The sequence below is a fragment of the Curtobacterium sp. Leaf183 genome, assembly GCF_001424385.1.
Taxonomy (GTDB): domain Bacteria; phylum Actinomycetota; class Actinomycetes; order Actinomycetales; family Microbacteriaceae; genus Curtobacterium.
In genome coordinates this window covers 768,160-792,624 of record NZ_LMPO01000009.1, presented here as the reverse complement: position 1 = coordinate 792,624, position 24,465 = coordinate 768,160, and the positions used below count along the sequence as shown (strand labels likewise).

The following is a 24,465-nucleotide window of genomic DNA, read 5'->3' as shown; positions in this document are numbered from 1 at the left end:
CGTGGCCATCCCGATCGCAACCGAAACCGCACTCCGCGACCACGTGGCGGCATGGCTGAAGAAGCCGCGCCCCGCTCGTACGGTCCTGGTGCGTGCGCAGCCCGCGTGGTCGGGGCAGCGGGTACTCACGGTTGGTGAGGCGAGGGTCCACGTCATCGAAGGCGTGTCCGGGCTCGCTGCGCTGGATGCGATGCGATCCGTGCCCGACGGCGAATACGTCGCGGTGCTCACCGACCTCACGGAAGCGCAGCTCGGCAGCGCGGTGGTGCTCGACGCGTCGCCGCAGCAGCTCACCGACCTCGACGAGTGGGCGTTCGTCGCGAGCGCCTTCGGCGTGCGGGACGATTCGGTCCCGCGCCCGGTGAAGGAACTCGGGAACTGGTTGCCGCGGCTGCTGGCCGACTGGCGCCGCGAGCGGAACTACCCGCAGCTCCCGTCGGGAGCGGTGCTTACCCCGGGACACGTCATCCGGTCGCTGCTGCTCGCGCTCCTCGGCCTGGGGCGACCCGAGGACCTCGACCTGTCCACGGCGCTCGCCCCGCTGGATGACGCGACCGCACGGATGCGGCTGCAGTCACTGGCCGCGGATGCTCGCCTGGGGTTCATCCAGGCGGTCGCCGCGCACACCGAGCCGCACCTGGCACTCGCACTCACGGCGGCGAGTCGGCTCGGTAATGTGTCACCGATCGCCGTCGGCCTCGCCGCCGGCGAGCTTTGGACTGCCGGTTCCCTCGCGCCGAACGCCACCGTGGCCGCCGCCCGGGTCCGTGCCGAAGAGTATCTGGGGCGGGCGCCAAGTGCCGCCGCTGTGCAGCGCTTCGGTGGCGGCGCGAAGCTCATCACGCAGCGCTGGCTCGCGAGCGGGGACCGGCATGCCACCGAGGTGCTCGAGCAGGCCGAAGCGCTTTGTGGCGAGTGGGGTTGGGCGGACGGCGCGGCGGGATCCGCCCTGCTCCCTGCGGGTCTCCGCGTGCGCATCGCTGCATTCGCCGCCGCGATCGACGCCGCGGTAGCGACGCCGACGCCGCAGACGGCGCGTTCGGTCGAGCGGGCATTGGCCGCGATCGACGGGCACAGCGTCCGGGCGTCGTTCGATGGCTCGCGACCGACCGCACAGATGGCCGCCCGGCTCGTGCGTTGGCTCGTCAGCAGTGTGACCCCGACAGCGGGACTTAGTGGGGCGCTCCAGGACTACGCCACGGATGGCGCATGGGCGGAGCGTGCCCTCGGCGACATCTGGGACGGCGACACCGATCGCGGCCTCGCGCGAGCCTACGGTGCACTCGCACTCGCCGTACAGGCGAAGCGGCGCGACCAGGATCGCGCGGCATCGGCGCTGCTCACCGGCGCCTCCAGTAAGGACGAGCGGGTCACGCCCGTTGAAGACCTGCTCGCGCGGACCGTCGTGCCGCTCGCCGCTCGGAACGGTGTGCTCCTGATCGTGCTCGACGGTATGAGCGTGCCGACCGCCGCCGAACTCGTGCCCGAGCTCACGGGGCTCGGCTGGGCAGAAGTCGTCCGCGAGGGGCAGCGGCACCGTGGAGTCGCGCTTGCCGCACTGCCGACGGTAACGCAGTACTCGAGGACCTCCCTCTTCGCCGGGGAACTACTCGACGGCCATCAACAGATCGAGAAGTCGAGATTCACCAGCGGCGTGAACGGGGTCGTCTTACATAAGGACGACCTCCGGTCCAGGCCCGGCTTCGCGCTCCCCGAAGCGGTGACTGATGCGATCGGCAGCCGGACCCAGAAGATCGTCGCCGCCGTGCTGAACACGATCGACGACGCCCTCGCCAGCGCCGACGTCGACGCGCTGCGCTGGACGCCGCACTCCATCGCCAACCTGGAGGCGCTGCTCGCGGCCGCCCAGGACGCCGGGCGTCTCGTCATCCTCACCTCGGACCACGGCCACATCGTCGAGCGCGGTAGTGAGCTGCGGAACGTGCCGGGGTCGCCAGCCCGTTGGCGCGATGCAGGTGGGGCCCCGGCCGGCTCCGATGAGGTGCTCGTGGCGGGGCCGCGCGTGCTCGCCCCCGGCGGGCAGGCGATCCTGGCCGTATCGGACGGTCTCCGATACACGACGAAGAAGGCCGGCTATCACGGTGGTGCGTCCCTCGCCGAACTGACGATCCCCGTCGTCGTGCTGAAGCGACAGGGAGCCGATGACCCGGTCGGCTGGGTCGAGGCCCCGCCGCAGGAGCCGACCTGGTGGAATGAGCCGAGTCGTGCCGAGACCTCAGCCGCCTCGGCTGCGCGCCCGGCTCCGAAGGCCAAGACAAAGTCGGCCAAGGTGGCTGCGCCGACCGGGCCGACCCTGTTCGGCACCGAGCCGGAGCAGCCCGCGGTGGTGGCTGCGCGCGCGGGGGCGAGCCTCGGCACCTCGCTCGTGAGCGCGGCGACGTACAGCGCACGCCGAAATCTAGCGGGGCGCCATCCGGTCGAGGACACCATTGTCGCGACGATTGTCGACTCCCTCGAGGCCGGTGGGGGACGGGCGCACCGAGACACGCTGGCGGTGCAGCTCGGCATCGCCGCCCACACCTTCGCTGGGCTCTTGACGACGCTGCGCCGTGTGTTGAACGTCGATGGCTACCCGGTCGTCGACACCGATGCGGATGGTGTGACGGTCGTGCTCGACATCCCGCTGCTCCGAGAGCAGTTCGAGCTCGGGGGCGCCTGATGGTCGACGTCAGTCCGCGCCGTCGCCGCGAGATCATCGACGCCCTGCGCCGAGGGACCGTCCCGCAGCGCGGACTCGACGTGATGGCTGTCGGCCTTGAGCGCTTCGGCACCGCGATCGCCGCTGAGCTTGCCACGGTCGCCGAGGGCGGCGCGAACTTCAAGGCCATCCGCGGCGAATACGGTGCTGGCAAGACATTCTTTGCGCGCTGGCTCACCGAGACGGCCAAGCAGCAGGGCTTCGCGACCGCCGAGGTGCAGATCTCCGAGACCGAGACGCCGCTGCACCGACTGGAGACCGTCTACCGGCGCATCACCGAAACCCTCGCCACCGAGGCGATCGGGGCGAGCGCATTCCGCGACATCGTCGACGGCTGGTTCCGAGTCCTGGAAGAAGACGCCATCGCGGCCGGGGCCGACCCGCGCGACCCCTCCGCCGTTGCAGCCCGCACCGACGCGCTCCTGGAGCAGCGGCTCGCCGTCGTTAGCCGCACCGCCCCCGCATTCGCCGCAGCCCTCCGCGGCTACCACAAGGCCGTCCGATCGGGGGACGGCCCGACGTCCGACGGACTCGTCGCGTGGCTCGGCGGGCAGCCGTCCGTCGCCGCGAGCGTCCGTCGTGTTGCCGGCGTCCGTGGGGACATCGACCATTTCGCTGCTTTCGGATTCCTCCAGGGCCTCCTCGCCGTGCTCCGGGACTCGGATTACCGCGGACTCGTGCTCGTCCTCGATGAGGTCGAGACTCTACAGCGGGTGCGCAGCGACGTACGCGAGAAGTCGCTCAACGCGCTCCGGCAGCTCCTCGATGAAGTCGACGCCGGGCGATTCCCCGGGTTGTACGTCCTCGTCACCGGCACACCCGCGTTCTTTGACGGGACGCAGGGCGTCCAGCGTCTCCCACCACTCGCGGCACGCATCGGCGTCAACTTCTCTGGTGACCCAAAGTGGGACAACCCTCGTGCGCCGCAGGTCCGCCTGCTCGGATTCCAGCATGCGAGCCTCGTCGAGCTCGGACAGCGCATCCGCGACATCTATGCGAGCGGCAGCCCCACGGTAGACCGGATCGGGGCGTTGATTACCGACGACTATCTCGGTGGGTACGCGACTGCGGTCGCAGGGCAGCTCGGCGGGCGAGTCGGCATTGCGCCGCGCGTGTTCCTACGCAAGCTCGTCGATCTGCTCGACAAGGTCGAGCAGTTCCCTGATTTCGTGCCCGACGCCGCCGGAGCGGTGCAAGTCGCCGCCGGTGAGCTCAACGACGATGAGCGTGCCGCCCTCGGTAGCCTCGACGCGATCCACATCGATGTCTAAACCGACCGGCATCGCCCCGGCGCTGGAGTACCACGTCGCGAATACCCTCGGCTGGCCGGACCTGCGGCCGCTCCAGCGGGCGGCCGTCGCGCCGGTGTACTCGGGGGCAGACTGCCTGCTCATCGCGCCGACCGCCGGCGGCAAGACCGAGGCCGCGACGTTCCCGCTGCTCACCCGGATGACCGAAGAAGGCTGGACAGGGCTCTCCGTCGTCTATGTCGCTCCGCTGAAGGCATTGCTCAATAATTTGCTGCCGCGCTTGGAACAGTACACGGCTTGGCTCGGGCGTCGCGTCGCACTCTGGCATGGGGACATCGGCGACGGCGCCAGGCGAGCGATTCTCGCTGAACCACCCGACATCCTCCTCACCACACCGGAATCCCTCGAGGCGATGCTCGTTTCGCGCCGGGTCGACCACCGGCTCCTGTTCCGCGGGCTCCGCGCTGTCGTCGCCGACGAAATCCACTCCTTCGCCGCCGGGGACCGCGGGTGGCATCTGGTGGCCGTCCTCGAACGTGTTCAGCGGCTCACCGAACACCGAATCCAGAGGGTCGGCCTATCCGCGACCCTCGGGAACCCGAGGGATGTGCTCGCTTGGTACCAGGGATCGAATGCCGCTCTTGGCGTTCCAGCCCAGGTAGTCGCCGTCGACGACCCACCCGCCCCACCGGAACTAGTGCTCGATCACGTCGGCAGCCTGGAGAATGCCGCCACCGTGATCTCGCAGCTTCACGTCGGTGAGAAGCGCCTCGTTTTCTGTGAGTCCCGGAGGCAGGCTGAGGAGCTCGCCTTCGAGCTGCGCGGCCGGGGCGTCACGACTTTCATCTCCCACTCGTCGCTGTCGCTCGATGAGCGCCGCCAGAGCGAGCGGGCGTTCGCCGAGGCGCGAGACTGCGTCATCGTGTCGACGTCCACACTCGAGCTAGGCATCGATATCGGCGACCTCCACCGGATGATCCAGCTCGATTCGCCACGCTCCGTCGGCTCGTTCCTACAGCGCCTCGGTCGCACCGGCCGTCGCCTGGGCACAGTGCGTAATGCTCTGTTCCTCACTACCGATTACGACTCGCTCCTGCGGGCCGCAGGCTTGCTTCACTTATGGGGCAACCGGTTCGTCGAGCCGGTCATCCCGCCGCCCTCGCCGAGGCATCTCGCCGCGCAGCAGTTCCTCGCGCTTGCCCTTCAAGAGGGTCGATTTGCCCGTGCGACCTGGCGTGGATGGTGGGGCGGCAGCCCGGTAATGAACGCAGGGGAGGAGGTGCTGGAATACCTCGTGAACAACGACTTCCTCGTGCAGGACAGCGGGTGGCTCATCATTGGACCCGCCGCGGAGAAGACATTTGGCGGTCGACATTTCATGGACCTGCTTAGCACCTTCATCGCCGATCTCGAACTCTCCGTGCTCATCGGCCGCAAGGAAATCGGCAGCGTCACGCCGCTTTCCCTCACCTACGCGGTCATGCGTGGAGAGAAACCGCTGTTGCTTGCAGGACGCGCATGGCGCGTCCTCACGATTGACTGGGCGCGCCGCCGCGTCGAGGTAGAACCCGAGAACGCTCGGGGGAGGGTCCGCTGGTCGTCTGACTCCCTCCCCGAGTCGTTCGAGATGGTTCGGGCGCGGCGAGACGTGCTCCTTGGTGCCGATCCGCCGGCGTGGTTGACTGAACGCGCGACGAGGGCTCTCGCTGCGACTCGAGAGTTCTGGGCCTCGCGCGTCGACCCCGAAAGCCTCGTCCTCACTCGCAGCACGAATGAGGCCACGCTCTGGAGCATGGGTGGGCTCAAAGCGCATGAGACCCTCGCGGCGGCGCTCCCCATCAAGTTCGAGGCCCGCTCCACCAATGAGTACATACGGGTCACCGTTGATTTTGACGTGAAGGTTATGCGAGCTGTCACCCTTGAAGGCGTGTTTCCCTACATCGACGCACGGGCGGTCGATGGGCTGAAGTTCTCCGCCGCTCTGCCGGCGGACCTGGCCTATGCAACGCTCGCCGAGCGATTCGTCGATACGGTGAATGCGGCTGGGATAGCCTCGTCGTCGATTGCGATCGTTACTGGCGGAGAGTAGGTTTGAAGATTTATGAAAGCGCTTAGGATCGACAACGTTGCCTGAGTTGCTTGTATGCTTCTCGGATTGACAAAGTCAGCTGTCTACAGCCGCCCAGTGTTGCCGAAGTGCACGTCTCCGACGCTCGTCAGCTCAGATGAGCGGTTCTTTGAAGGCGTCACTGGCGAATCGCAAGCGGTTGTGCCCGAATTTGCGGCTGAGCACAAGGACTGTCGACGAAATAACGTCGACGAGTCTGGGCGGGGGATCGGTCTTGGGTGCTCAATATGACGACGTGCTGGGGTGGATGTCACGGTCGCGCTCGAACGCGACGGCTAGTGCCAGATTTGCGACGACGCGATCGACCGGGAATCATCGCCCTTCAAAGAACGCGAGCCGGCTTCAGACCGTACGGTCCAAGTGACCGATGACGGGTGAGGGGAACTCATTGCCGAGGCAGCGCAGGCTCGATTCGCGTAAGTCGTTGCCCCGCGCGGGCCCGTGTCGCGGGGACGTCGGACACGAGTGCCTCCCGGTGATCGGATCGCAAACGGACGTTTCGTTCCGAGATTCGGCGGCCAACTGCTGCCGAGCCTTGCTGCAGGAGTTTGCCAAGCAGCCCGAGGATCACCGGCTCAGCGACGGTGCGGGGCTACGTACGTGTCCCACGAACCACCGAACACCTCCAGATCGAGCTGTTGCGACGACGAGTTGAATCCGCCCTGGGTTCCGGAGCCGGACCAGCTCAGCCCGACTGGACTGTGTCACGGCACCATTGTCGGTGTCCTGCCGGTCCCGAACTCTTCCAACCCTCGGCCCACCGCACCTCCAGAACGCCCAGCTCACGGGCGACCTCCGCGACCGTCCGACCGGTGTTGGTCACCAGCTTCACAGCCTCGTCCTTGAACTCAGGAGTGAACTCCCGACCCGCCCGTCTCAAGATGAACATCCTCACTTACAAGGTGTCCACCGACCCGGCCTAAGGCCAGCGTGAGGCAGGGCTGCTTGCCCAGCACGGTGTGGGACTGCCGGGTCATCTCGGCGCTGGTTGTGACGAACCGCCACGTCCGTGTGGGAGCGGGATCGAACCACCAGTCGAGGTCGGCGGTGATGCGGTCTTGGAGAAGGTTCGTCAGGGCGGTCTCGTTCTGTACGGAGTCAGTCGATGGGTTCCGACCTGGGCCGCCTCTGTGAGAGGTCGGCTTGGGTCGCAGGCAGGGCTCTCCACAGGACCACTGACATTCCCTGCGACTGCGGCGCGCTAGGCAGGAGCGCAGCAGGCTTTCGCACTCGATCTTCTGGCCGCTTCGGGTTGTCGCATTTGGGGAATCACTGACGCAGTGCTCATGGTTGTGCTGCTGCTCGTAATTATCGTGATGGGGCCGATCTGGCTCATCGGATCGTTCCTCGGCTAGCGCTGCAGCTCGAGAACGACGGCCCTATAAAACTCGGGTGCCACCTCGCTTGTCCTGGCCAGCTTGGCTTCATTCAGCGTGGGATTGAGCTGGCCGGCTCGTCCCAGATCGAGGCGTACTCCTCCTCAACCTCGTGCCAGAGTGCAGCACGCGCACTCTCGCAGTCGGAGAAACGAAGGTGGTCGGGGGCAAGCACGACGAACTCGTGGGGGATGACCCGGCCAGCGCGATCCTTCCGCCGTTGCGGATCGGGGATTCGCACCGCGAGCGTGTCGGCCCGCTGGGTGAACGTGAATGGCTCCCCGTCCGAGCCGGTAAACGCCTCCTCGTAGACCTCGAGCGGATTCGCCAGCCCGCCAGTGCGAACGAACCGGAACCCCCAGGTTTTCCCACGGGTGGCCCAGATGAGCCTCACTTCGGACTCTCGATGAGGACGTCGTTCTCGACCGCGCGGTTCAAATCGAGGCGGAAGCCGAGCAGTACGGCCGTGAGGAAGTCATGGCGGTCTGCTGCCTTGTTGCATGCGTCCTGCAGCTTCTCGGTGCCGTGTTCGATAAGCGGGTCGACGACGAACGGCACGAGCGCGGGGAGGAGCTTGAGCTTGCCCGGAAGCCTGACCGCGAACGCGCTGAGGAACGAGATCGCGGTTCCGGCGTTCTTCATCAGTTCGGTCGCGACCTTCCCGCCGTGGCGGAGCGCTTTCGCCCAGCGCAGCTGCCGCGAGAGCGGCAGCATTGCTGCGATCGGCAGCATCAGCGGCACCCCGATCTGCTCACCGAAGTCGATCCTGCCGGGTTCGAACTTCGCGGAGGACAGTATAACGAAGTCCTCCCCGAGGGAGAACGCTTCCGGCTCTTCAGCGAATGCGGCGAGCTCCTCGCGCAGCAGGGTTATCTCCTGCCCGACCTTCTCCACAAGGAGGTCCCGGAACGCCGTCGCATCCGTCCCCGGCAACAGGTCCGCCTTCGACAGCCCAAAGAGCCATACTCGAGGGAACCGAACGAGCCGCTGGCTATTTGGCAGGAGCTCGCTGCGCACCCGTGACACGTGTGCGATGTAGTTCGTCAGCAGCGCTTTTAGGTACCGCTCTTCCTCGCCAGCGTTGTCGACGAGACGTTGCCCGTCGACGAGCAGCACAGCTACGTCGGACCCGACCAGCGCCTTGAAGGTCTCGGCACGACGGCTGATCTCCTCGAGGGTGGAGGGTTCTTCCTCAAACCACTCACCCGGGTAGTCGTGCCACACCAGCCGGAGCTCCTCCGCAGCCGGCTTCCTGCCCCTCGACGCGGCGTTGGAGCGCTGCTGGACCGAGAACACGTACTTCGTCGCAGAGAAACGGCTCGTGGCCGGCATCGCGCCAGTGTTCTTCATCCCGAGATAGTTCTGATGCAGCCGCAGGCCCTGCGCGGCCGTATCCGCGGTGATCTTATACAGACTCTTGTTGATGAAGGCTGGCTCTTGCGCGGCGCCGTAGAACGACGAGAGCAGCACGGTCTTCCCGCTGCCGGACTCCCCGAACACTGCGATCTGCTGTTCCCGTGCAACCTTCATCGGCTTCATGTACCAAACCTAAGGGACGTCCGGGCACGGTTGCTCCCGGTTCAATGGATCCGGCCAGGTACGAGGAGCGACCGGTTCTCCACTGGACAGGTCAGGACTTCAGCCGAGGGGTCTACTGAGGGCGTTTCGCCGCTTAGGGGGGCGAGCTATCGGTTCCAGAGCCCATGTGGGCGAAGCAGCAGGATGATCTGCGATTCGAGCTGCCGCGCTGCAAAGCCGCCCGCGCAGGTCGTCCAACGCAGCTCGACGTTGTGCCACTCAATCGCGTCCTTGGCCCACCTGGTGACGCGACGAGGTTGGCCTTCTGTCAGTGCGATGAGCTGCTGGCTGACGAAGCCGACGTCGGCGAGAGCACGATCAAGTGCTGCCTCACCAAACCCCGAGGCGGCTGCCTTACCGCTCGTGTGCCTGGAGAGCCTGCCACGCATGCCTTCGGGTTTGCGGCTGCCACTGCCAGCGCGCTCGCCTGCCATTCCGACGTAAACGATGCTTGCACCGACGCGCATCGAGTAGACGCCGGGAAGCCGTTCGATCATGCGAGTCGCCTCTCCGAACGGCAACCAATCAGACCAGGCAGCGAGCGCGTCGACCGCTGCGTAGTCGGCGCCACGGGAGCCCTGTGCGTCGATCATTGAGCGATTCTGGCATGCAAGTCACGACCGAACTCCGAACAACTCATCGCACCGGAGGCGGGCAGGGGCTCAGGTGGCGGCTGCGTCCCGCAGTCGTGGACCTCGAGATGGATAGCCATGACCGCAGCATTTCTGCTGTGACACTTCGGGGTCGGCTCGGACTGCTAAGCAGTGTGGTCGGCGCTAGCGTCAGGTCAGCGCCCCAGCTGCGTCGAGAACTTTGAGTGTCGCCAGAACGGCGTCATCCCGATACTGCTTCGACCGCGCAACCGTACGAACCGTCTTGACCACCTCAGCTGCTCCAACGACTGCAATCGGGCCAGAACCGACCTCTTGCGTTGCGCACCACTGTCGAGCTTCCGCCTCGTTCGCGCCACCTGCAAATCGGCCCACGTACAGCCTCAACTCGACCTGGTCGAGTTCAAAACCGAAGCGGTCGGCTGCACCCTCGACGACTGTGGCCCGCACCACGCTGTCATTCATGAGTGCGTACAAGGCATTGTGGCGCGGGTCGACGGCTTCCCCGCGGACGTGTGCTGCAACCACGCCGCGGGAACCGAAGAACGACTTCACCGTGGCCAAAACGAGCCGGTTGGCACGGGCCCCCACAAGGTCGACCTCAAATCCGTGGGTCTGCCACTCCTCGTAGGCGGCTTTGCGGGTGCGACGCTTCACCGGGAACTTCAGTGCGCTCGAGACCACGAGCCCTTCCGTCTCCATAGCCAGGGCCACAAAATGCTCGAAGGCTTCCACGTAAGGAGATTAGCGAGTGCCCCTGAAGCTGGCACTCTGGCCGGCGCCGGCGCCGGCGCCGGCGTCGGCGCCGGCGCCGACGTGGAGCGGGTCATGCGGCGGTGCAGGCGCTCGGTCCTGGTCAGCCATTGAGAGCGAAGAACCCGAAGATCCCGGTCAGTACCCCGACACCGCCGCTGAGCCAGGTCGCGCGACGTGTCCAGATCGTCGCGCTGTCGTTGTAGGCGAAGTCGATCACGGCGAACAGTGCGCACGCGATCGTCACCCCGCCTGCGATGAGGAGCGCGATCGGGAAGTCGCCCATGAGGAACACCACCCCGACGGTCATCGCGGCGACGAAGGTTGCGACGATCGCGAGCGGAGGGGCGGGGACTGCAGCGTCGTCTGACCCGGCGACAGCATGCCGCCGGACGTGCACAAGGCTGAATGTGAGGAGCACGACGCCAGCGACGGCAATCGCGACGACCGCCGCGATGAGCGCGAAGGCTATCGCGACCAACGCCTGCACGAGGCCGAGGCCGACACCCATCGATCGCACGTGCTGTCTCCTTCGGGCTCCCTGAGCCCTTGATCGTCCGCGCTGCTCTAGTCGGCAGCGCGTCAAGGAGCGTAGCGGAGAAGATCTCAGAGCCCTGACCCGAGACAAGGCGCACTCCGCCATCGACGGCTCCGTCAGAAGGCCTGCTTGTCGAAGCACTCGGGCTCGGTGTGCAGGGGGTCCTCCCACGCGAGGCTGGCGGACATGGCTCGGGTCGCAGTTTCATCCCACATCCTTAGGCAGACCCGACCTTCCGTAGGCCACCGTCTGACGCCGTGAGCCCAAGCGAGCGGAATTTGCCGTGCGCAACCGGCGAGGCTGCCGCTAGCCGCGGCTGCGTCCGGGCCGAGGTTCGCTGACCATAGCAGTGCCGCCTCGGTCGCTCTGGCTACTTCGTGGTGCATTTTGGTGCGGCTGGCTACAGATGGCACAGTGCTCCGCGAGGTGGCCGTCAGATCCTCGTAGTTCTGGGGATCTTCCGCTTACGTGGCTCAGCCTGAGACCCGGGCAACGGGTTCAAATCGCATCGGGACCCATCTGAATCGAGAGCGCCTGAGTACCGAACTTGGGGCGCACAGTTTGTTCGGTTTCTGGCTGGGAAAGTCGGGCAAGTCGGGCAAGTTGGGCGACTCGGCGATCCGGGGGCAGATCCCGCAACGTGATCGCCACCTCCCCGCAGTACCTCCCGGCGGACGCCAACTGCACGGTGACCGACCCGGCCGGCCTGGGCTGCCCACCAACCTCGGGCAGCGGTAGCCCGGCGAAACGCTCCCGAGAGTGCTCCAACCGGATCATCGCCTCGGCAGCGTCGGGCCGGTTCCGGTCGGGGATCGCCAGCGCCTCGATGACCGCGGGGTGCACGCCCGGGGCGGCGGTGCCGTCGAGCGCGACGAGGTCCTCGCGGACGAACGACCCCAGCCGCGACCAGGAATGATCGGTCAGCGCCGGATCCCCGACGTACACGTCGTCCACGCCGGCGTCGACGAGCGACAGCGCCTGGAACAACGGCGGCATGTTCCGGTGCTCCTCGACGGTCGGCAGCCCCTCGCGGAGCGGCCCTCGACGCGCCGAGTCGCCGGCGATGAACGCCCCGACGCGCCACCCGAACTGTCGCGCGACGGACACGGACGACGCAACAGAGGACAACGCCAGCCCGGTCCACTCCCGTGGGTAGAAGTTGTGGATCAACTCGACGTCCAGGTCAGCGAACGGCGCGAGGTCAGCGGCCTGCAGGGTGCTCGCGTTGAGCGCGATCGGCAGGATCGAGGCGATCGAACGGATCTCCGCCACGGAGAACCCGAAGTCGATCCGCACCCGCGCCACCCCGATCAACCGCAGGAACTCCCACGGCGAATCGCCGAGCAGCCGCGCGGTGTTGGGGGAGACGTCGGCCACGACCGACAGGCCCGACGAAGTGGCTGCCGAGACGATAGCGGCCGCCGCGGCACGAGCCCCATCGGGGGAGTCCTCGGGAATGTGCAACGACGTGAACGCGAGCGTCGCACCCGCCTCCGCTGCGGCGGAGAACGTCGGACCCGCCATCGAAGCGTGCGCCAGGTACGCGCTCGCGCCCAACCGCATCAGCGCGAAGCCCCGGCCCGAGCGGAACCAGCAGCGGAGCCGGCAGCGGAACCAGCACCAGTACCCGCAGCCCCGGCAGCCGGAGGCGCATCGGTCGCGTCAGCCGGCACGGCCGACGACACCAGGTCGAGCGGCGCCCCGGGAACGGACTGCTCCTCGAGGTCGGCCTTGACCGACGCGGACACCCCGAACAGCAGCGTCGCGACGAACCCGACGACGTACGCCACGACCAGTCCCGACCCGTACCCGAGCAGCGCCCAGCCGTACCCGGACGAACCGTTGAGCAGCGGCAGGAGTGACAGGTCCGATGCCCCGATGGCGATCGCCCCGACGGGGTGCCCGAGCTGGTCGAACAGCCCGACGACACCGCCACCGAACGCCCCACCGATGCACGCGGTGATGAACGGCCGACCGAGGGGGAGCGTCACGCCGTAGATGAGGGGCTCACCGACGCCGAGGAGCCCGGCGGGCAGTGCGCCACGGATGGTCCGCGAGAGCGCCTCGTTGCGACGGAAGCGCATCCACAGCGCGAGCGCGGCACCGATCTGCCCGGCACCGCCCATCGCGAGTACGGGCAGCAGCACGGTCCACCCGGTCTGGTCGATCAGGGTGGTGTGGATCGGGGTGAGCGCCTGGTGCATGCCGGTCATGACGAGCGGCAGGAAGAACCCGCCCAGGATGAACCCGGCGAAGGCGCCGCCGTTGGCCAGGAGCCAGGTCGCGGCCGCACCGATCGCGACCGAGACGACCCCCGCGACCGACATCAGGATGCCCAGGGTGATCGACCCCGCGACGAGCACCGTGACCGTCGGCACCACGATGAGCGCGATGACGTCCGGCGTGTTCCGCCGCATGAAGCGCTCGACCAGGGCGGCGAGGATGCCGCCGGCCATCGCGCCGAGCACACCGCCCTGCCCGGGAGCGAGCGTCTGCCCGAACACCGTGACGTTGGCGACCCCGGCCGCGACGACGATCGCACCGACGGCGCCACCGAGGATGGGCGTGCCGCCGAACTCCTTCGCGGCGTTCATGCCGACGAAGACGGCGAGCAGCGACAGGAACCCGGACGACAGCACGCCGAGGAACGGCGTCACCCCCGGCAGCCACCCGAGGTTCGTCAGAATGCCGTTGATCCCGGCGATGAGACCGCAGGCGATCAGCGCGGGGATGAGCGGGATGAAGATCGCGGAGATCTTCCGGATGGCGCGCATGGTCCGGCCGTCGGCACGCGACCGCGCAGTCGCTTTGATCGACGCCCCGCGCGCAGCCAACTCGTCAGGCGACGCACCCGAGGCACCCGCGGAGCCCGAGGCCCCCGACGCACCGGACCCACCAGCCGCAGTCGGCGGGGCGGAGGCGCGCAGAGCCTCCAGGTCGACGGCCACCCGGTCGACGAGACCCGGGCCGAGCACGATCTGCAGGTTCGAGCCGGCCGCGATCGCGGCCATGACGCCGTCGGTGGACTTGAGCTCGTCGAGCGCGACCGCGTCGGTCGAGACGACCTCGACCCGCAGCCGGGTCATGCAGTTCTCGACGTCGGCGATGTTGCCGGAGCCTCCGACGGTGTCGAGGATCCGCTGTGCGAGTTGCTGTGCATCGGTCATTGATGGTGCTCCTCGGGGGCAGGAAACGGGGTGGTGCAGGGTCAGAGGACGGCTCGGAGCGAGCCGGAGGCATCGGCGAGACGCTGGCGGACCGTGTCCGCGGACGCCCCGGTGAGGATCACCGCGATGGCGGTCTTCACCTCGCCGTCGCTCTCCGCCAGGGCAGCGGAGACCGACGCATCAGAGGCCCCGGTTACGTCCTGCACGAGCGTGAACGCCCGGGCGACGAGCTTGGCGTTCGTGGCACGCACGTCGACCATGCGGTTGCCGAACGTCTTGTTGCTGCGCACCATCGCGAGCGTGGTGAGCATGTTGAGCACGAGCTTCTGCGCGGTCCCCGCCTTCAGGCGGGTGGACCCGGCGATGAACTCCGGGCCGACGACGACGTCGATGGCGATGTCGGCGTGCCGCCCCGCGGCCGAACCCGCGTTGCACGCGACCGAGACCGAGAAGGCGGAGCGGCGGCGGGCCTCCCGGATGGCGGCGATGACGTAGGGCGTCCTGCCGGATGCGCTGATCCCGACGATCACGTCGTCCTCGGTCAGGCCGAGGGCGTCGAGGTCGCGGACCGCCGCTGCTTCGTCGTCCTCCGCACCCTCGACGGCGGTCGTCAGCGCGACCTGGCCTCCGGCGATCAGGCCGACCACCTGCGACGGGTCGGTGCCGAATGTGGGCGGGCACTCGCTGGCGTCGAGGACGCCCAGCCGGCCCGGCGTGCCGGCGCCGACGTAGACGAGCCTGCCGCCGCGCGCGAACGCTGCGGCGATCCGGTCCGCCGCTTCCGCGATGGCCGGGAGGCACGGCTCGACCGCCGCAGGCACGCTGCGGTCGCCAGCGTTCATGCGCTGGGCGGCTTCGAGAGTCGAGACCAGGTCGATGTCGTCGAGGCTCGCGTCGGTCGCCTCGGTGGTCAGGTCCTTGAGTTCGTCGCGCAGGTGGTCGTGGTGCATGGGTCGGCCTTCAGGATCGGTGGTGCGTGCGGACAGCGGCGCGGCTGCGTGCGAGGAGGGGGCGGGAGCGGTCGTCGGTGCGCTGCGCGACGACGATGAACAGCGCGTCGACGATGGCGAGCTGGCTCATCCGGCTGCCCATCGCCGCGGGGCGGAGGTCGCTCTCGGCCCCGGCGACCCCGAGCAGGACGTGGTCAGCGGCCCGGGTGAGTGCGGTGCCGCGGTGCCCGGTGATCGCGATCACGCCGGTGCCGCGCCGCTGTGCTTCGGCCGCGACCTCGAGGACCTCGGCCGTCGTGCCCGAGTGGCTGACGAGGACGACCACGTCGTGCTCGTCGACCACGCTCGCCAGGGTCAGGGCGTTGTGCGGGTCGTCGGCGATCGAGCTCGCGATGCCGATGCGCTCGAGCTTGAGGTGCAGGTCGCGGGCGACGATGCCGGACGCGCCGACGCCGTAGAGGACGACGCGGCGGGCGTGTTGCACGGCCTCGGCGGCGTGCTCGAGTGACGCCGGGTCGAGTGCCGCGCGGGTGTCGGTCATCACGGCGCGGACGTCCTCAGTGACCTTCGCGATGACGGTCGCGACGTCGTCATCGACCCCGACGCCGGCGTGGATCTCGCCGTGGTCGTGGATGCCGCGCTCGACGGCGCGGGTCATGCTGCGCTGGAGCTCGGCGTAGCTGGCGAAGCCGAGGTGTCGGGCGAATCGGGAGACGGTCGCGGCGCTGACGGCAGCGCGGGTGGCGAGGTCGGCGGCGCTGCCGTTGGCGCTGTCCTTCGGGTTGGCCAGGACCGCGTCGGCGATCGCCCGCATGCCCAGCGGCATCGTCGCCGACTGGGTCCGCACAAGCGCGAATGCGTCAGCGCGGTCGGGGCGGGCCGTGGCGGTGTGTGTCTCCGGCATGCATGCCATGAAAGCGCATTGCACGGGACATCACCAGAGCTGAAAGTAAATTACGTGTTACGGCGACGGCCGGTACAGCGCCGCCGGCTTCCCCGGCCCCTCCGCCGCACGCTCCCCGGTCGCAGTGAGCATCGGCACCATCGCTCGCCGGAACGAGTCCGGCAGCAGCCGCTCGCCGAGCACCGCCTCGTGCAGCCCGCGCAGCGCCGACATCGTGAACGGGGAGGGCAGCAGCCCGTGCGGGTCCGGCGCGCCCCGGTGGTCCTGCCGGAGTTGCGCCACCGCTGCCCTGAGGATGTCGTCGTGCCCGTGCACCATCCCGGTGGCGTCGGTGACGGGCACGACGCGGGACGCCGTATCTCCGTCCGTCCCGCCCGCGGCCGACAACAGCGAAGCCGGCACGACATCGAGGTGCGCCACCGACAGCACCCACCCCCGGTCGTCCCGCGCCGGGTCGTCGAACACGTGCAACTGCCGCGGCGCCAGCCCCGTCACGCCGGCCTTGTCGCGCAGTGACCGCAGCACCGCGTCCGCCAGCCGCTCGCCCTCGTGCACGAACGTCCCCGGCAGGCGCCAGTCCCCGTCGACCTGATCGCGCACCTGCAGCACCGACAGTGGACCCCCGACCGGCACGGTCAGCACGGCGGTGTCGACCGCGACGGAGGGCCGTGGGTAGTCGGACAGGCGATTGCCGCTGGCATCGCGGTACGTGGTCATTGCAGGAGTTTACGCCCGCTTGCGCAAATCATGCTCGCGTGCCAGGCTCGGTTTACGCAGTTCCGCGTAAACCCTCGGAGGGCTCATGACGAACACCCACGACCGCGCCGTCGGCGCCGTCCTCGGCTCCGCAGCAGGCGACGCCCTCGGCGCCGGCTACGAGTTCAAGCCCGCCGTCCCGGAACCGACACCGATCCGCATGGCCGGCGGCGGCTCGTTCGGCTGGGCCCCCGGCGAGTGGACGGACGACACGAGCATGGCCGTGCCGATCCTCCGCACCGTGGCGCGCGGTGGCGACCCGGCGTCCGAAGCCGCCCTCGACGGCCTGGTGGCCGCCTGGTCGAGCTGGGCGGTCAACGCGCCGGACGTCGGCATCCAGACGCGCAACGTCCTGACCGGTCTGGAGGAGCACACCGCCTCCGACGCACGCGCTTCGGCCCGACAGGAGCACGAGGTCAAGGGCCAGTCGGCGGGCAACGGCTCGCTGATGCGGACCGCGCCGCTGGTCCTCGGATACGTGACCGGCGCCGCGGACGAAGAACGCGAACTGGCCGCCGCTGCGCGGGCGATCAGTGACCTGACGCACTACGAGTCCGACGCGGGCGACGCGTGCGTGCTCTGGTGCGTGGCGATCCGGCACGCGGTCCTCACCGGTGAGCTCGACGTCCGGCGCGGACTGGACCTGCTCGACCCGTCGTCACGCGACGTCTGGGCCGAGCGACTCACCACGGCGGAGCAGTCGGAGCCGGTGGACTTCACCGACTCGAACGGCTGGGTGGTGTCAGCGCTGCAGGCGGCCTACGCGGCGGTCAAGCGCAGCGACTCGCTCGAGGACGCCCTGGTCCGCGCGGTCCGCACCGGCAACGACACCGACACGGTGGCCGCGATCGCCGGAGGGCTCGCTGGGGCGCTCTACGGGGCGTCGGCGCTGCCAGCAGCATGGCGCGAGCTGCTCCACGGCTGGCCGGGACTGCGCGCGGACGACCTCGTCGCGCTGAGCGAGCAGGCGCTGCAGGCACGACGGGCCTGACGGCGCCGCGACCGCGCGCGGGGCCACGCCGCTGCCGCGCGGTCCGCGAGCCCGGCTTCGCCCGTACGCTCGGGCAATGGCCAGCTTCACACCCGCCGTCCTCGCGCTCGTGTTCGGGTCGCTCATCGCGATCGCCGGGCTCGTGCCGTGGGCCGCCGTGCAGTACCGCCGCCGTGGAGGTCTCGGCTTCGGCAACACCGTCCTGGCGTTCATCACGGTGGTCTACGCACTGGCGCTCGTGACCTACACGCTGCTGCCGCTGCCGGACACCAGCGACGTCGCGGTGCTGTGCCGCTCGGCATCCGGCCCGCAGCTGCGCCTGTTCGCCTTCGTCGGGGACATCGCGAAGGAGGGCGGGCTCTCCGGACCGCGCTCACTGCTCGCGAACCCGGCCGCGGCGCAGGTCATCTTCAACGTCATCCTGTTCGTGCCGCTCGGGATGCTCGTCCGCCACCTGTTCCTGCACGGACGGTTCCTGGCCGGGGTCATCAGCGGCACGGTCGTCGGGTTCGCGGTGTCGCTGCTCATCGAGTTCACGCAGCTGACGGGGGACTGGTTCCTGTACCCGTGCGCCTACCGCCTGTTCGACGTCGACGACCTGTTCGCCAACACCCTCGGAGCGCTCGTCGGCACGCTGATCTCCCCGGTGCTCGTGATCTTCGTCCGCAACCGGGCGTCGACCACCGCGGACGTCGCTCGCCCGGTGACCCGCACCCGGCGGGCGTTCGGCATGTTCTGCGACCTGCTCGCCATCACGCTGACGTCCGGCGCGCTGGTGTCGATCACGAGCCTGGCCCTCGCGCTGGCGAACCAGGGCCTGCGGTCCACCACCGCGACGGTGCTGCTGGCGACGCTGCCGTTCGTGGCGCCGGCGATCCAGCTCGTGCTGGTCCTGGTCACCGGGCGCACCCTGGGGGAGGCCGTGGTGCGGCTCCGTCCCACACCGCGGCCCGTCCTGTGGCAGCGTCTGGTGCGGTGGGCCGCCGGGTCCGGCGGGTGGGCGACACTCACGGCCGCGACGTTCCCGCTGTCGGGCGTACTGGCGTTCGCGCTCGCGGTGGCGGCGCTCATCGGCTTGTTCGCGACGCGGGAGCGCCGGGGCTTCGCGAACGCGCTCGCGCGGCTCGACGTCGTCGACGACCGGGTCACCGCTGACGAGCGGGCAGCGGAGGAGTCAGTCCGGTAGACCGGCCTGCTCGCAGGGGTGCTTCACGCTGCGGGCTCGACCACCAGGAGGTACCGGCGAGCGGCAGCGGTCCGCCTTCGCGCCCAGGCCACGAAGGCGACCGCGGTGACCGCCACCGCAGCGACGAAGATGCGGCTGAACCAGATCTGCCACGGCTCGTCGGAGGTCAGCTGCGCGAGCTGCGGTCCACCGATGCCGACGTAGAGCAGGACGAGTTGTGCGGTCTGGTACGGGAGGAGCAGCGCCAGTGCGCGCGCACGCTCGGCACCGCGAAGCGCGAGTTCCCCGTCCAGCGGCGGTATCGGCGTGGCGGTGCGGATGCTCCGATTGACCGCTTGTCTCGTTGCGCGGTCGAGACCGGCGAGCGGCCGCGAGAGCTCCGGAAGGAGTCCGGTCAGGTGCAGAGCGAGCGTGACCGCGCCAGCGAGGCCGCCCACGGCGCAGGCGATGCCGATGACGATGAGGATGCCGGCGAGCCCGCTGTCGCTCGTCAGCGCGAGCACCACGCCACCGACGCCGCCGAGGACTGTACCGACAGCGACGATCCACGTGGCGCGCCGGCGGGCTCGCTGCAGGGTCGGTCCGATGTCCTCCACACGGCCATCGTAGGGAGGGGAGCCGTGCTGTCGGCACCCGGCCCTACGGTGGGTTCCATGCAGATCACCGAGGCCGGCCGCGCGCTCCTGAGCCCGAGCGACCTCACCACGTGGGCGACGTGCGAGTGGGCCTTCCTGCGCCGCCTCGACGCCAAGCTCGGGCGCGCGGAACCGCTGCCGGACGAGCACGACGACATGCTCGACCGCACGGCTCGCCTGGGGGACCAGCACGAGCTCGACTACCTCGAGATCCTCAAGCGCACGCACGACGTCGTCGAGTTCGACCGTCCGGCACCGCCGCAGTACGCCGATGCCGCCGCCGCAGCGATCGAGGCCATGCAGAACGGCGACGCCGACGTCCTGTACCAGCCGACGTTCCACACGCCACCGACCGAGCACGACGCGGGCTTCATCGGCTTCGCGGACTTCATCATCCGCAACGCCGCGGGGGAGTACGAGGTCTACGACACCAAGCTCGCCCGGCACGCCAAGATCAGCGCCCTGCTGCAGCTCGCCGCCTACGCCGAGCAGATGCAGGCGCACGGCATCCCGACCGGGCAGCAGGTCCACCTGGTCCTCGGCGACCGCACGACGACCACGCACGACCTGGCCGACATCGCGCCGGTGTACCGCACGCAGCGCGCCGAGCTCGTCCGGGTGATCGACGAACGGCTGCACGCCGACCAGCCGCTCGCCTGGGGCGACGTCCGGTACAGCAGCTGCGGCCGATGTGCCGCCTGCCAGACCCAGGTCGCCGAGCACCGCGACCTGGTCCTCGTCGCGGGCATGCGCCTGGACCAGCGAACGAAGCTGATCCGGCAGGGCGTCCTGACGATCGACGACCTGGCGGTCCGCACCACGGCGGTCCCCGGCATGTCGAGCACGACGCGCGAGCGGCTGGTGCGGCAGGCGAGCCTCCAGATCGAGACGGAGCACGCAGCGCACCTGGCCGGACCGGGCGGGCCGGCCTTCGAGCTCCTCGACCCGGTCGCGCTCGACGCGATCCCCACTCCGGACGCGGGCGACGTGTTCTTCGACTTCGAGGGCGACCCGCTCCACACCGAGGACGGTGAGCACTGGGGCCTCGACTACCTGTTCGGCCTGGTCGACGACCGGGCCGAGTTCACCGCGTTCTGGGCGCACACCATCCGTGACGAACGTCAGGCACTCGTCGACTTCCTGGCGTTCGTCGAGCAGCGCCGTCAGCAGTACCCGGGCATGCACATCTACCACTACGCGGCCTACGAGCGGACGCACCTGCTGTCGCTCGCCGCCAGACACGGCGTCGGAGAAGAAGCGGTCGACGACCTGCTGCGTGCGGGCGTCCTGGTCGACCTGTACCCGGTCGTCCGCAAGGCCCTGGTCGTCGGCAGCCGCAGCTACTCGATCAAGAAGCTCGAACCGCTCTACATGGGCGAGGACCTGCGCGAGAGCGACGTCACCAACGCCGCCGACAGCATCACCGCCTACGTCGAGGCGATCGAGGAACTCCGCACCGGCGACCCCGCCGAGGGGCAGCGCATGCTCGACCAGGTCGCCGACTACAACGCCTACGACTGCCGCTCGACCCTGCGGCTGCGCGACTGGCTCCTGTCGCTGCGCCCGCCCGCCGCCGACGCCCCGGCCGAGCTCGACCTGCCGCCGATCCCCGTCGAGCGCGAGCCGAACCCGGTGTCCGTCGCGCTCGCCGAGCAGCTCGAGCACGTCGACGCCCTCGACCGCACGCCGGACCAGACGGCACTGGCGCTCGCCGCAGCCGCGATCGACTACCACCGGCGCGAGGCCAAGACCTTCTGGCAGGACCACTTCGACCGGCTGCGCAACCCGATCGACGAGTGGGCCGACACCCGCGACGTCCTGGTCGTCGAGCGCGCGAGCGTCGAGCGGGACTGGGACACGCTGCCGCGTGCCCGCTCGCAGTCGCGTGAGCTGCGGTTGTCGGGGACGCTCGCGCCCGGCAGTCGGCTCCGGCCTGGAGGCTCGCCCCACCTGGTCTACGACACCCCGCCCCCGCCATCGATCGGGTCTTCGGGCCCCGGGTCGAAGGGCGCGACGGATCGCGCCGTGGTCCTCGACGTCGTCGACCACGGTGACGCGACCGAGGTCCGGCTGCTGGAACGCCTGCCCGTCGGCGGGGAGCCGCACCACGAGTACCCGGTCGCGATCGCGCCGTCGGCCCCGCCGCGCGCCAAGCCCCAGCCCGAGGCGATCGCCGAGTGGGGCGGATGGGTCCTCGACGCGCTGCCCTCGATGCTGCCCGACCCCGCGCTCGACCTGCTGCGACGGGTGCCGCCGCGGGGTGCGCTCGCGCCGGTGGTCGACGATGACACGGTCGGGGCGGTGGTGGCGACCCTGCTCGGACTGGACCGGTCGTACCTGGCGATCCAGGGGCCTCCCGGCACCGGCAAGACGTACGTCGGGTCGAACGTGGTCGCGCGCCTGGTGCGCGAGCACGGCTGGCGTGTCGGGGTCGTCGGGCAGTCGCACGCGACGAGCGAGAACTTCCTGTCCGCCGTGGTCCGCGCGGGCGTGCCGGCGGACCGCGTCGTCAAGCAGCCGAAGGCCGGAGCCGATGCCGACGAGGTCGAGGCGGCCGAGTGGACCCCGGTGAAGAACGGCGCGGCGATCACGGCGTTCCTGTCGTCGTGCGAACAGACCGGCACCGGGGGCGTCGTCGGCGGCACGGCGTGGACCTTCGCGAACGAGACGACGGTCGCGCGGGGGTCCCTCGACCTGCTCGTCGTCGACGAGGCCGGCCAGTTCTCGCTTGCGCCGACGATCGCGTCGTCCGTCGCGGCCTCGCGACTGCTGCTGCTCGGGGACCCGCAGCAGCTGCCGCAGGTGTCGCAGGGCTCGCACCCGGAGCCCGTCGACCAGTCCGCGCTCGGCTGGCTCGCGCACGGTGAGCACGTCTTGCCGCCCGAGTTCGGGTACTTCCTGGCGCGGACCCGGCGGATGGAGCCCGCGCTGACGGCCTCGGTGTCGGGCCTGTCCTACAACGGGCAGCTGACGTCGATGGTGTCCGGGCGGCAGCTTGAGGGCGTCGACGCAGGTGTGCACCCGGTGCCGGTCGTGCACGCGGGGAACACGACGTCGTCCGTCGAGGAGGCGGCGCGGGTGGTTGCCCTCGTGCAGGACACCATCGGGCGCTCGTGGACGTCGTCGTCGGGCACGCGCGCCCTGACCGACGAGGACGTCATCGTCGTCGCGCCCTACAACGCCCAGGGTGCGGTCATCCGCGCGTCGCTCGATGCGGCAGGGTTCAGCGGCACGCAGGTCGGCACGGTCGACATGTTCCAGGGGCGCGAGGCCGTCGTGTCGATCGTGTCGCTCGCGGCGTCGAGCGCGGCGGACATCCCGCGCGGGCTCGACTTCCTGCTCATGCCGAACCGGTTGAACGTGGCGCTGTCGCGGGCGATGTGGGCGGCGTACCTCGTGTACTCGCCGGCGCTGACCACGGCGTTGCCGCCCTCGATCCCGGGGCTGTCGCTGCTGTCCCGGTTCATCGAGCTCGTCGAGCCGCGGGCTGGACGGTCGCGCGGCTGACGCTTCAGCCGGGGACCGGGGCCGGGGATTGGGCGCCCGGTTTTCGCAATCCGAAGTGACGAATCCGGTTCGCGAGAACCGGGTATCGCGTACCGGATTCGTCAGCGGCGAACGCGAAGTCCAATCCCCGGACGGGGGCCTGCAGAGTGCTGAGGGCTTCTCATAGGCTCGTCAGGTGATCGATTTCAGCAACGGAACCCTGTTCAAGCTCGCGCAGTGCGACCCCGCGGAGATCGCACCGCAGGTCCAGCAGCTCCTGATCGACGGAGAGCAGATCCTGGTCGCCGCGAAGACGATCCGCGACTTCGTCGTCTTCACGGACAAGCGGATCATCGCCGTCAACGTCCAGGGGATGACGGGCAAGAAGCGCGACTTCACTTCGCTGCCGTACGGCAAGATCCAGTCGTTCTCGGTCGAGACCGCGGGCACGTTCGACCTCGACGCGGAACTCGAGCTGTGGTTCAGCGGCCTCGGCAAGGTGCGGTTCGAGTTCAAGGGACGGTTCGACATCACGTACCTCGGCAAGCTGATCGCCCACCACGTCCTCTGAGTCGATGAGCGTTCCGCTGACGCTCCGTGCCCGCAAGCCCGGGTACGCGGTGATGCAACGATGCCTCGAGCTACAGGCAGCAGCCCCGGCGCGATCCTCGTGGCAGCGCTTCCGCGGCGTCGACGTGCTCGTGCCCGAGGCTCGCTCCTGGTACAAGGGTGCGCTCGGCGAGCGACGTGTTGCTGCGGTCCTCGACGAGCTCGGGCCCGAGTTCACGGTCCTGCACGCAGTACCAGTCGGCTCCGGAGCTTCCGACATCGACCACGTCGTCATCGGTCCGACCGGCGTGTTCTGCATCAACACGAAGAACCACGCCGACCACACGGTGTGGGTCGGTGGCGGAACGCTGATGGTCAACGGGCAGCGGACCCCGCATGTCCATCGGGCACTCGACGAAGGCGCACGAGCAAGCCGTCTGCTCTCGGCAGCTGCGGTCAGCGACGTGGCCGTTCAACCCCTCCTCGTGATCGAGAGCGCATCGCTCCGGTTCGGGAAGAAAGTCCCCGCGGTCGTGACCCTCCGGCCGCAGGAACTCGGTCGGTGGATCAGCGGGCTTGAGCGCGCGTGGTCCAACGAAGCGACGCGGTACCTGGCAATGGTTGCCGAGGAACGCGCGACTTGGCACGTCGAGTCGCTCGTCATCACCGACACGCTTCGGCACGTCCAGCGCTTCGAGCGTCTCGAGCGGGACATCGCGCAGGCGGCGGCGCAACGCCGCTTCTTCCGCAAGGCGGTCGTCCTCGCTGTCCTGGCCGTGCCGGCCGGTGGTTTGCTCGGGTACTGGTGGGCGGTGGCGGCAGAAGCGCTCCAGAACGCAGCGTGACGGCTCGCCGAGTCGCGGTGCGCACTCGCGACACCGATGTCGG

At 69.2% G+C, this 24,465-nt stretch carries 20 protein-coding genes; 8 read left to right on the top strand and 12 right to left on the bottom strand.

Features of this window, described 5'->3' with window-relative positions; genetic code table 11:
* The first annotated feature begins 1 nt into the window (after position 1).
* The 3 genes from pglZ to ASG04_RS14575 are packed head-to-tail and all read left to right on the top strand — an operon-like array spanning position 2 to position 6,058.
* Complete coding sequence (gene pglZ, locus ASG04_RS14585) at positions 2 to 2,680, top strand: BREX-2 system phosphatase PglZ (RefSeq protein ID WP_056125655.1); 2,679 nt, start codon at positions 2 to 4, stop codon at positions 2,678 to 2,680.
* Entirely contained in the window at positions 2,680 to 3,990 is a 1,311-nt protein-coding gene (gene brxD, locus ASG04_RS14580; protein WP_056125653.1) for a BREX system ATP-binding protein BrxD, read from the top strand. The genes pglZ and brxD overlap by 1 nt, the downstream gene beginning before the upstream one ends.
* Positions 3,983 to 6,058, top strand: a complete 2,076-nt coding sequence (locus tag ASG04_RS14575) for a DEAD/DEAH box helicase (protein WP_056125651.1) — start codon at positions 3,983 to 3,985, stop codon at positions 6,056 to 6,058. Before brxD ends, ASG04_RS14575 begins: the two co-directional genes overlap by 8 nt.
* 724 nt (positions 6,059 to 6,782) lie before the next feature.
* Here the strand turns inward: ASG04_RS14575 and ASG04_RS18110 are convergent.
* The 11 genes from ASG04_RS18110 to ASG04_RS14525 all read right to left on the bottom strand — a co-directional run bounded on the left by ASG04_RS18110 (position 6,783) and on the right by ASG04_RS14525 (position 16,691).
* Complete coding sequence (locus ASG04_RS18110) at positions 6,783 to 6,986, bottom strand: transposase (protein ID WP_414835835.1); 204 nt, start codon at positions 6,984 to 6,986, stop codon at positions 6,783 to 6,785.
* Between the two features lie 539 nt (positions 6,987 to 7,525).
* A complete protein-coding gene (locus ASG04_RS14570; RefSeq protein ID WP_056125649.1) occupies positions 7,526 to 7,867 on the bottom strand; it encodes a hypothetical protein in 342 nt (113 codons plus the stop codon).
* Positions 7,864 to 9,012, bottom strand: coding sequence for a TRAFAC clade GTPase domain-containing protein (locus ASG04_RS14565; RefSeq protein WP_056125647.1), 1,149 nt, complete (start codon positions 9,010 to 9,012; stop codon positions 7,864 to 7,866). Before ASG04_RS14565 ends, ASG04_RS14570 begins: the two co-directional genes overlap by 4 nt.
* A 146-nt stretch (positions 9,013 to 9,158) precedes the next feature.
* Positions 9,159 to 9,644, bottom strand: a complete 486-nt coding sequence (locus tag ASG04_RS14560) for a hypothetical protein (RefSeq protein ID WP_200938524.1) — start codon at positions 9,642 to 9,644, stop codon at positions 9,159 to 9,161.
* A 189-nt stretch (positions 9,645 to 9,833) separates the two neighbouring features.
* Positions 9,834 to 10,397 carry a hypothetical protein gene (locus ASG04_RS14555; RefSeq protein ID WP_156463683.1) on the bottom strand — a complete coding sequence of 188 codons (564 nt, stop codon included), beginning with the start codon at positions 10,395 to 10,397 and terminating at the stop codon, positions 9,834 to 9,836.
* A 121-nt stretch (positions 10,398 to 10,518) separates the two neighbouring features.
* Complete coding sequence (locus ASG04_RS14550) at positions 10,519 to 10,926, bottom strand: hypothetical protein (protein ID WP_056125643.1); 408 nt, start codon at positions 10,924 to 10,926, stop codon at positions 10,519 to 10,521.
* A 525-nt stretch (positions 10,927 to 11,451) separates the two neighbouring features.
* Entirely contained in the window at positions 11,452 to 12,516 is a 1,065-nt protein-coding gene (locus tag ASG04_RS14545; RefSeq protein ID WP_056125641.1) for a MupG family TIM beta-alpha barrel fold protein, read from the bottom strand.
* Positions 12,516 to 14,120, bottom strand: coding sequence for a PTS transporter subunit EIIC (locus tag ASG04_RS14540; RefSeq protein ID WP_056125639.1), 1,605 nt, complete (start codon positions 14,118 to 14,120; stop codon positions 12,516 to 12,518). The genes ASG04_RS14545 and ASG04_RS14540 overlap by 1 nt, the downstream gene beginning before the upstream one ends.
* A gap of 41 nt (positions 14,121 to 14,161) precedes the next feature.
* Positions 14,162 to 15,070 carry an N-acetylmuramic acid 6-phosphate etherase gene (gene murQ, locus ASG04_RS14535; RefSeq protein ID WP_056125637.1) on the bottom strand — a complete coding sequence of 303 codons (909 nt, stop codon included), beginning with the start codon at positions 15,068 to 15,070 and terminating at the stop codon, positions 14,162 to 14,164.
* 10 nt (positions 15,071 to 15,080) lie between these two features.
* The gene (locus ASG04_RS14530) at positions 15,081 to 15,974 is read right to left on the bottom strand and encodes a MurR/RpiR family transcriptional regulator (protein WP_162241729.1); all 894 of its coding nucleotides are present in this window, start codon (positions 15,972 to 15,974) and stop codon (positions 15,081 to 15,083) included.
* 57 nt (positions 15,975 to 16,031) lie between these two features.
* On the bottom strand, positions 16,032 to 16,691 hold the full coding sequence (locus ASG04_RS14525) for an NUDIX hydrolase (protein WP_056125633.1): 660 nt from the start codon (positions 16,689 to 16,691) through the stop codon (positions 16,032 to 16,034).
* A gap of 85 nt (positions 16,692 to 16,776) precedes the next feature.
* Between ASG04_RS14525 and ASG04_RS14520 the strand changes: the two genes are divergently transcribed.
* Complete coding sequence (locus tag ASG04_RS14520; RefSeq protein WP_056125632.1) at positions 16,777 to 17,721, top strand: ADP-ribosylglycohydrolase family protein; 945 nt, start codon at positions 16,777 to 16,779, stop codon at positions 17,719 to 17,721.
* Positions 17,722 to 17,797: 76 nt separating this feature from the next.
* Positions 17,798 to 18,907, top strand: coding sequence for a VanZ family protein (locus tag ASG04_RS14515; protein WP_056125630.1), 1,110 nt, complete (start codon positions 17,798 to 17,800; stop codon positions 18,905 to 18,907).
* A gap of 23 nt (positions 18,908 to 18,930) precedes the next feature.
* On the opposite strand, the gene ASG04_RS14510 is transcribed toward ASG04_RS14515, so the two are convergent.
* Positions 18,931 to 19,503, bottom strand: a complete 573-nt coding sequence (locus tag ASG04_RS14510; protein WP_056125627.1) for a hypothetical protein — start codon at positions 19,501 to 19,503, stop codon at positions 18,931 to 18,933.
* A gap of 57 nt (positions 19,504 to 19,560) precedes the next feature.
* Here ASG04_RS14510 and ASG04_RS14505 point away from each other — a divergent pair, with 57 nt between their 5' ends.
* The 3 genes from ASG04_RS14505 (at position 19,561) to ASG04_RS14495 (ending at position 24,422) form a co-directional block, all read left to right on the top strand.
* Positions 19,561 to 23,049: a TM0106 family RecB-like putative nuclease gene (locus ASG04_RS14505; protein ID WP_056125625.1), complete on the top strand. Its 3,489-nt coding sequence runs from the start codon at positions 19,561 to 19,563 to the stop codon at positions 23,047 to 23,049.
* A 175-nt stretch (positions 23,050 to 23,224) separates the two neighbouring features.
* Positions 23,225 to 23,599: a PH domain-containing protein gene (locus ASG04_RS14500; protein WP_056125624.1), complete on the top strand. Its 375-nt coding sequence runs from the start codon at positions 23,225 to 23,227 to the stop codon at positions 23,597 to 23,599.
* A gap of 4 nt (positions 23,600 to 23,603) precedes the next feature.
* Positions 23,604 to 24,422 (top strand): nuclease-related domain-containing protein, encoded by an 819-nt coding sequence (locus ASG04_RS14495; RefSeq protein WP_056125622.1) that lies wholly within the window; start codon positions 23,604 to 23,606, stop codon positions 24,420 to 24,422.
* Positions 24,423 to 24,465 lie beyond the last annotated feature (43 nt).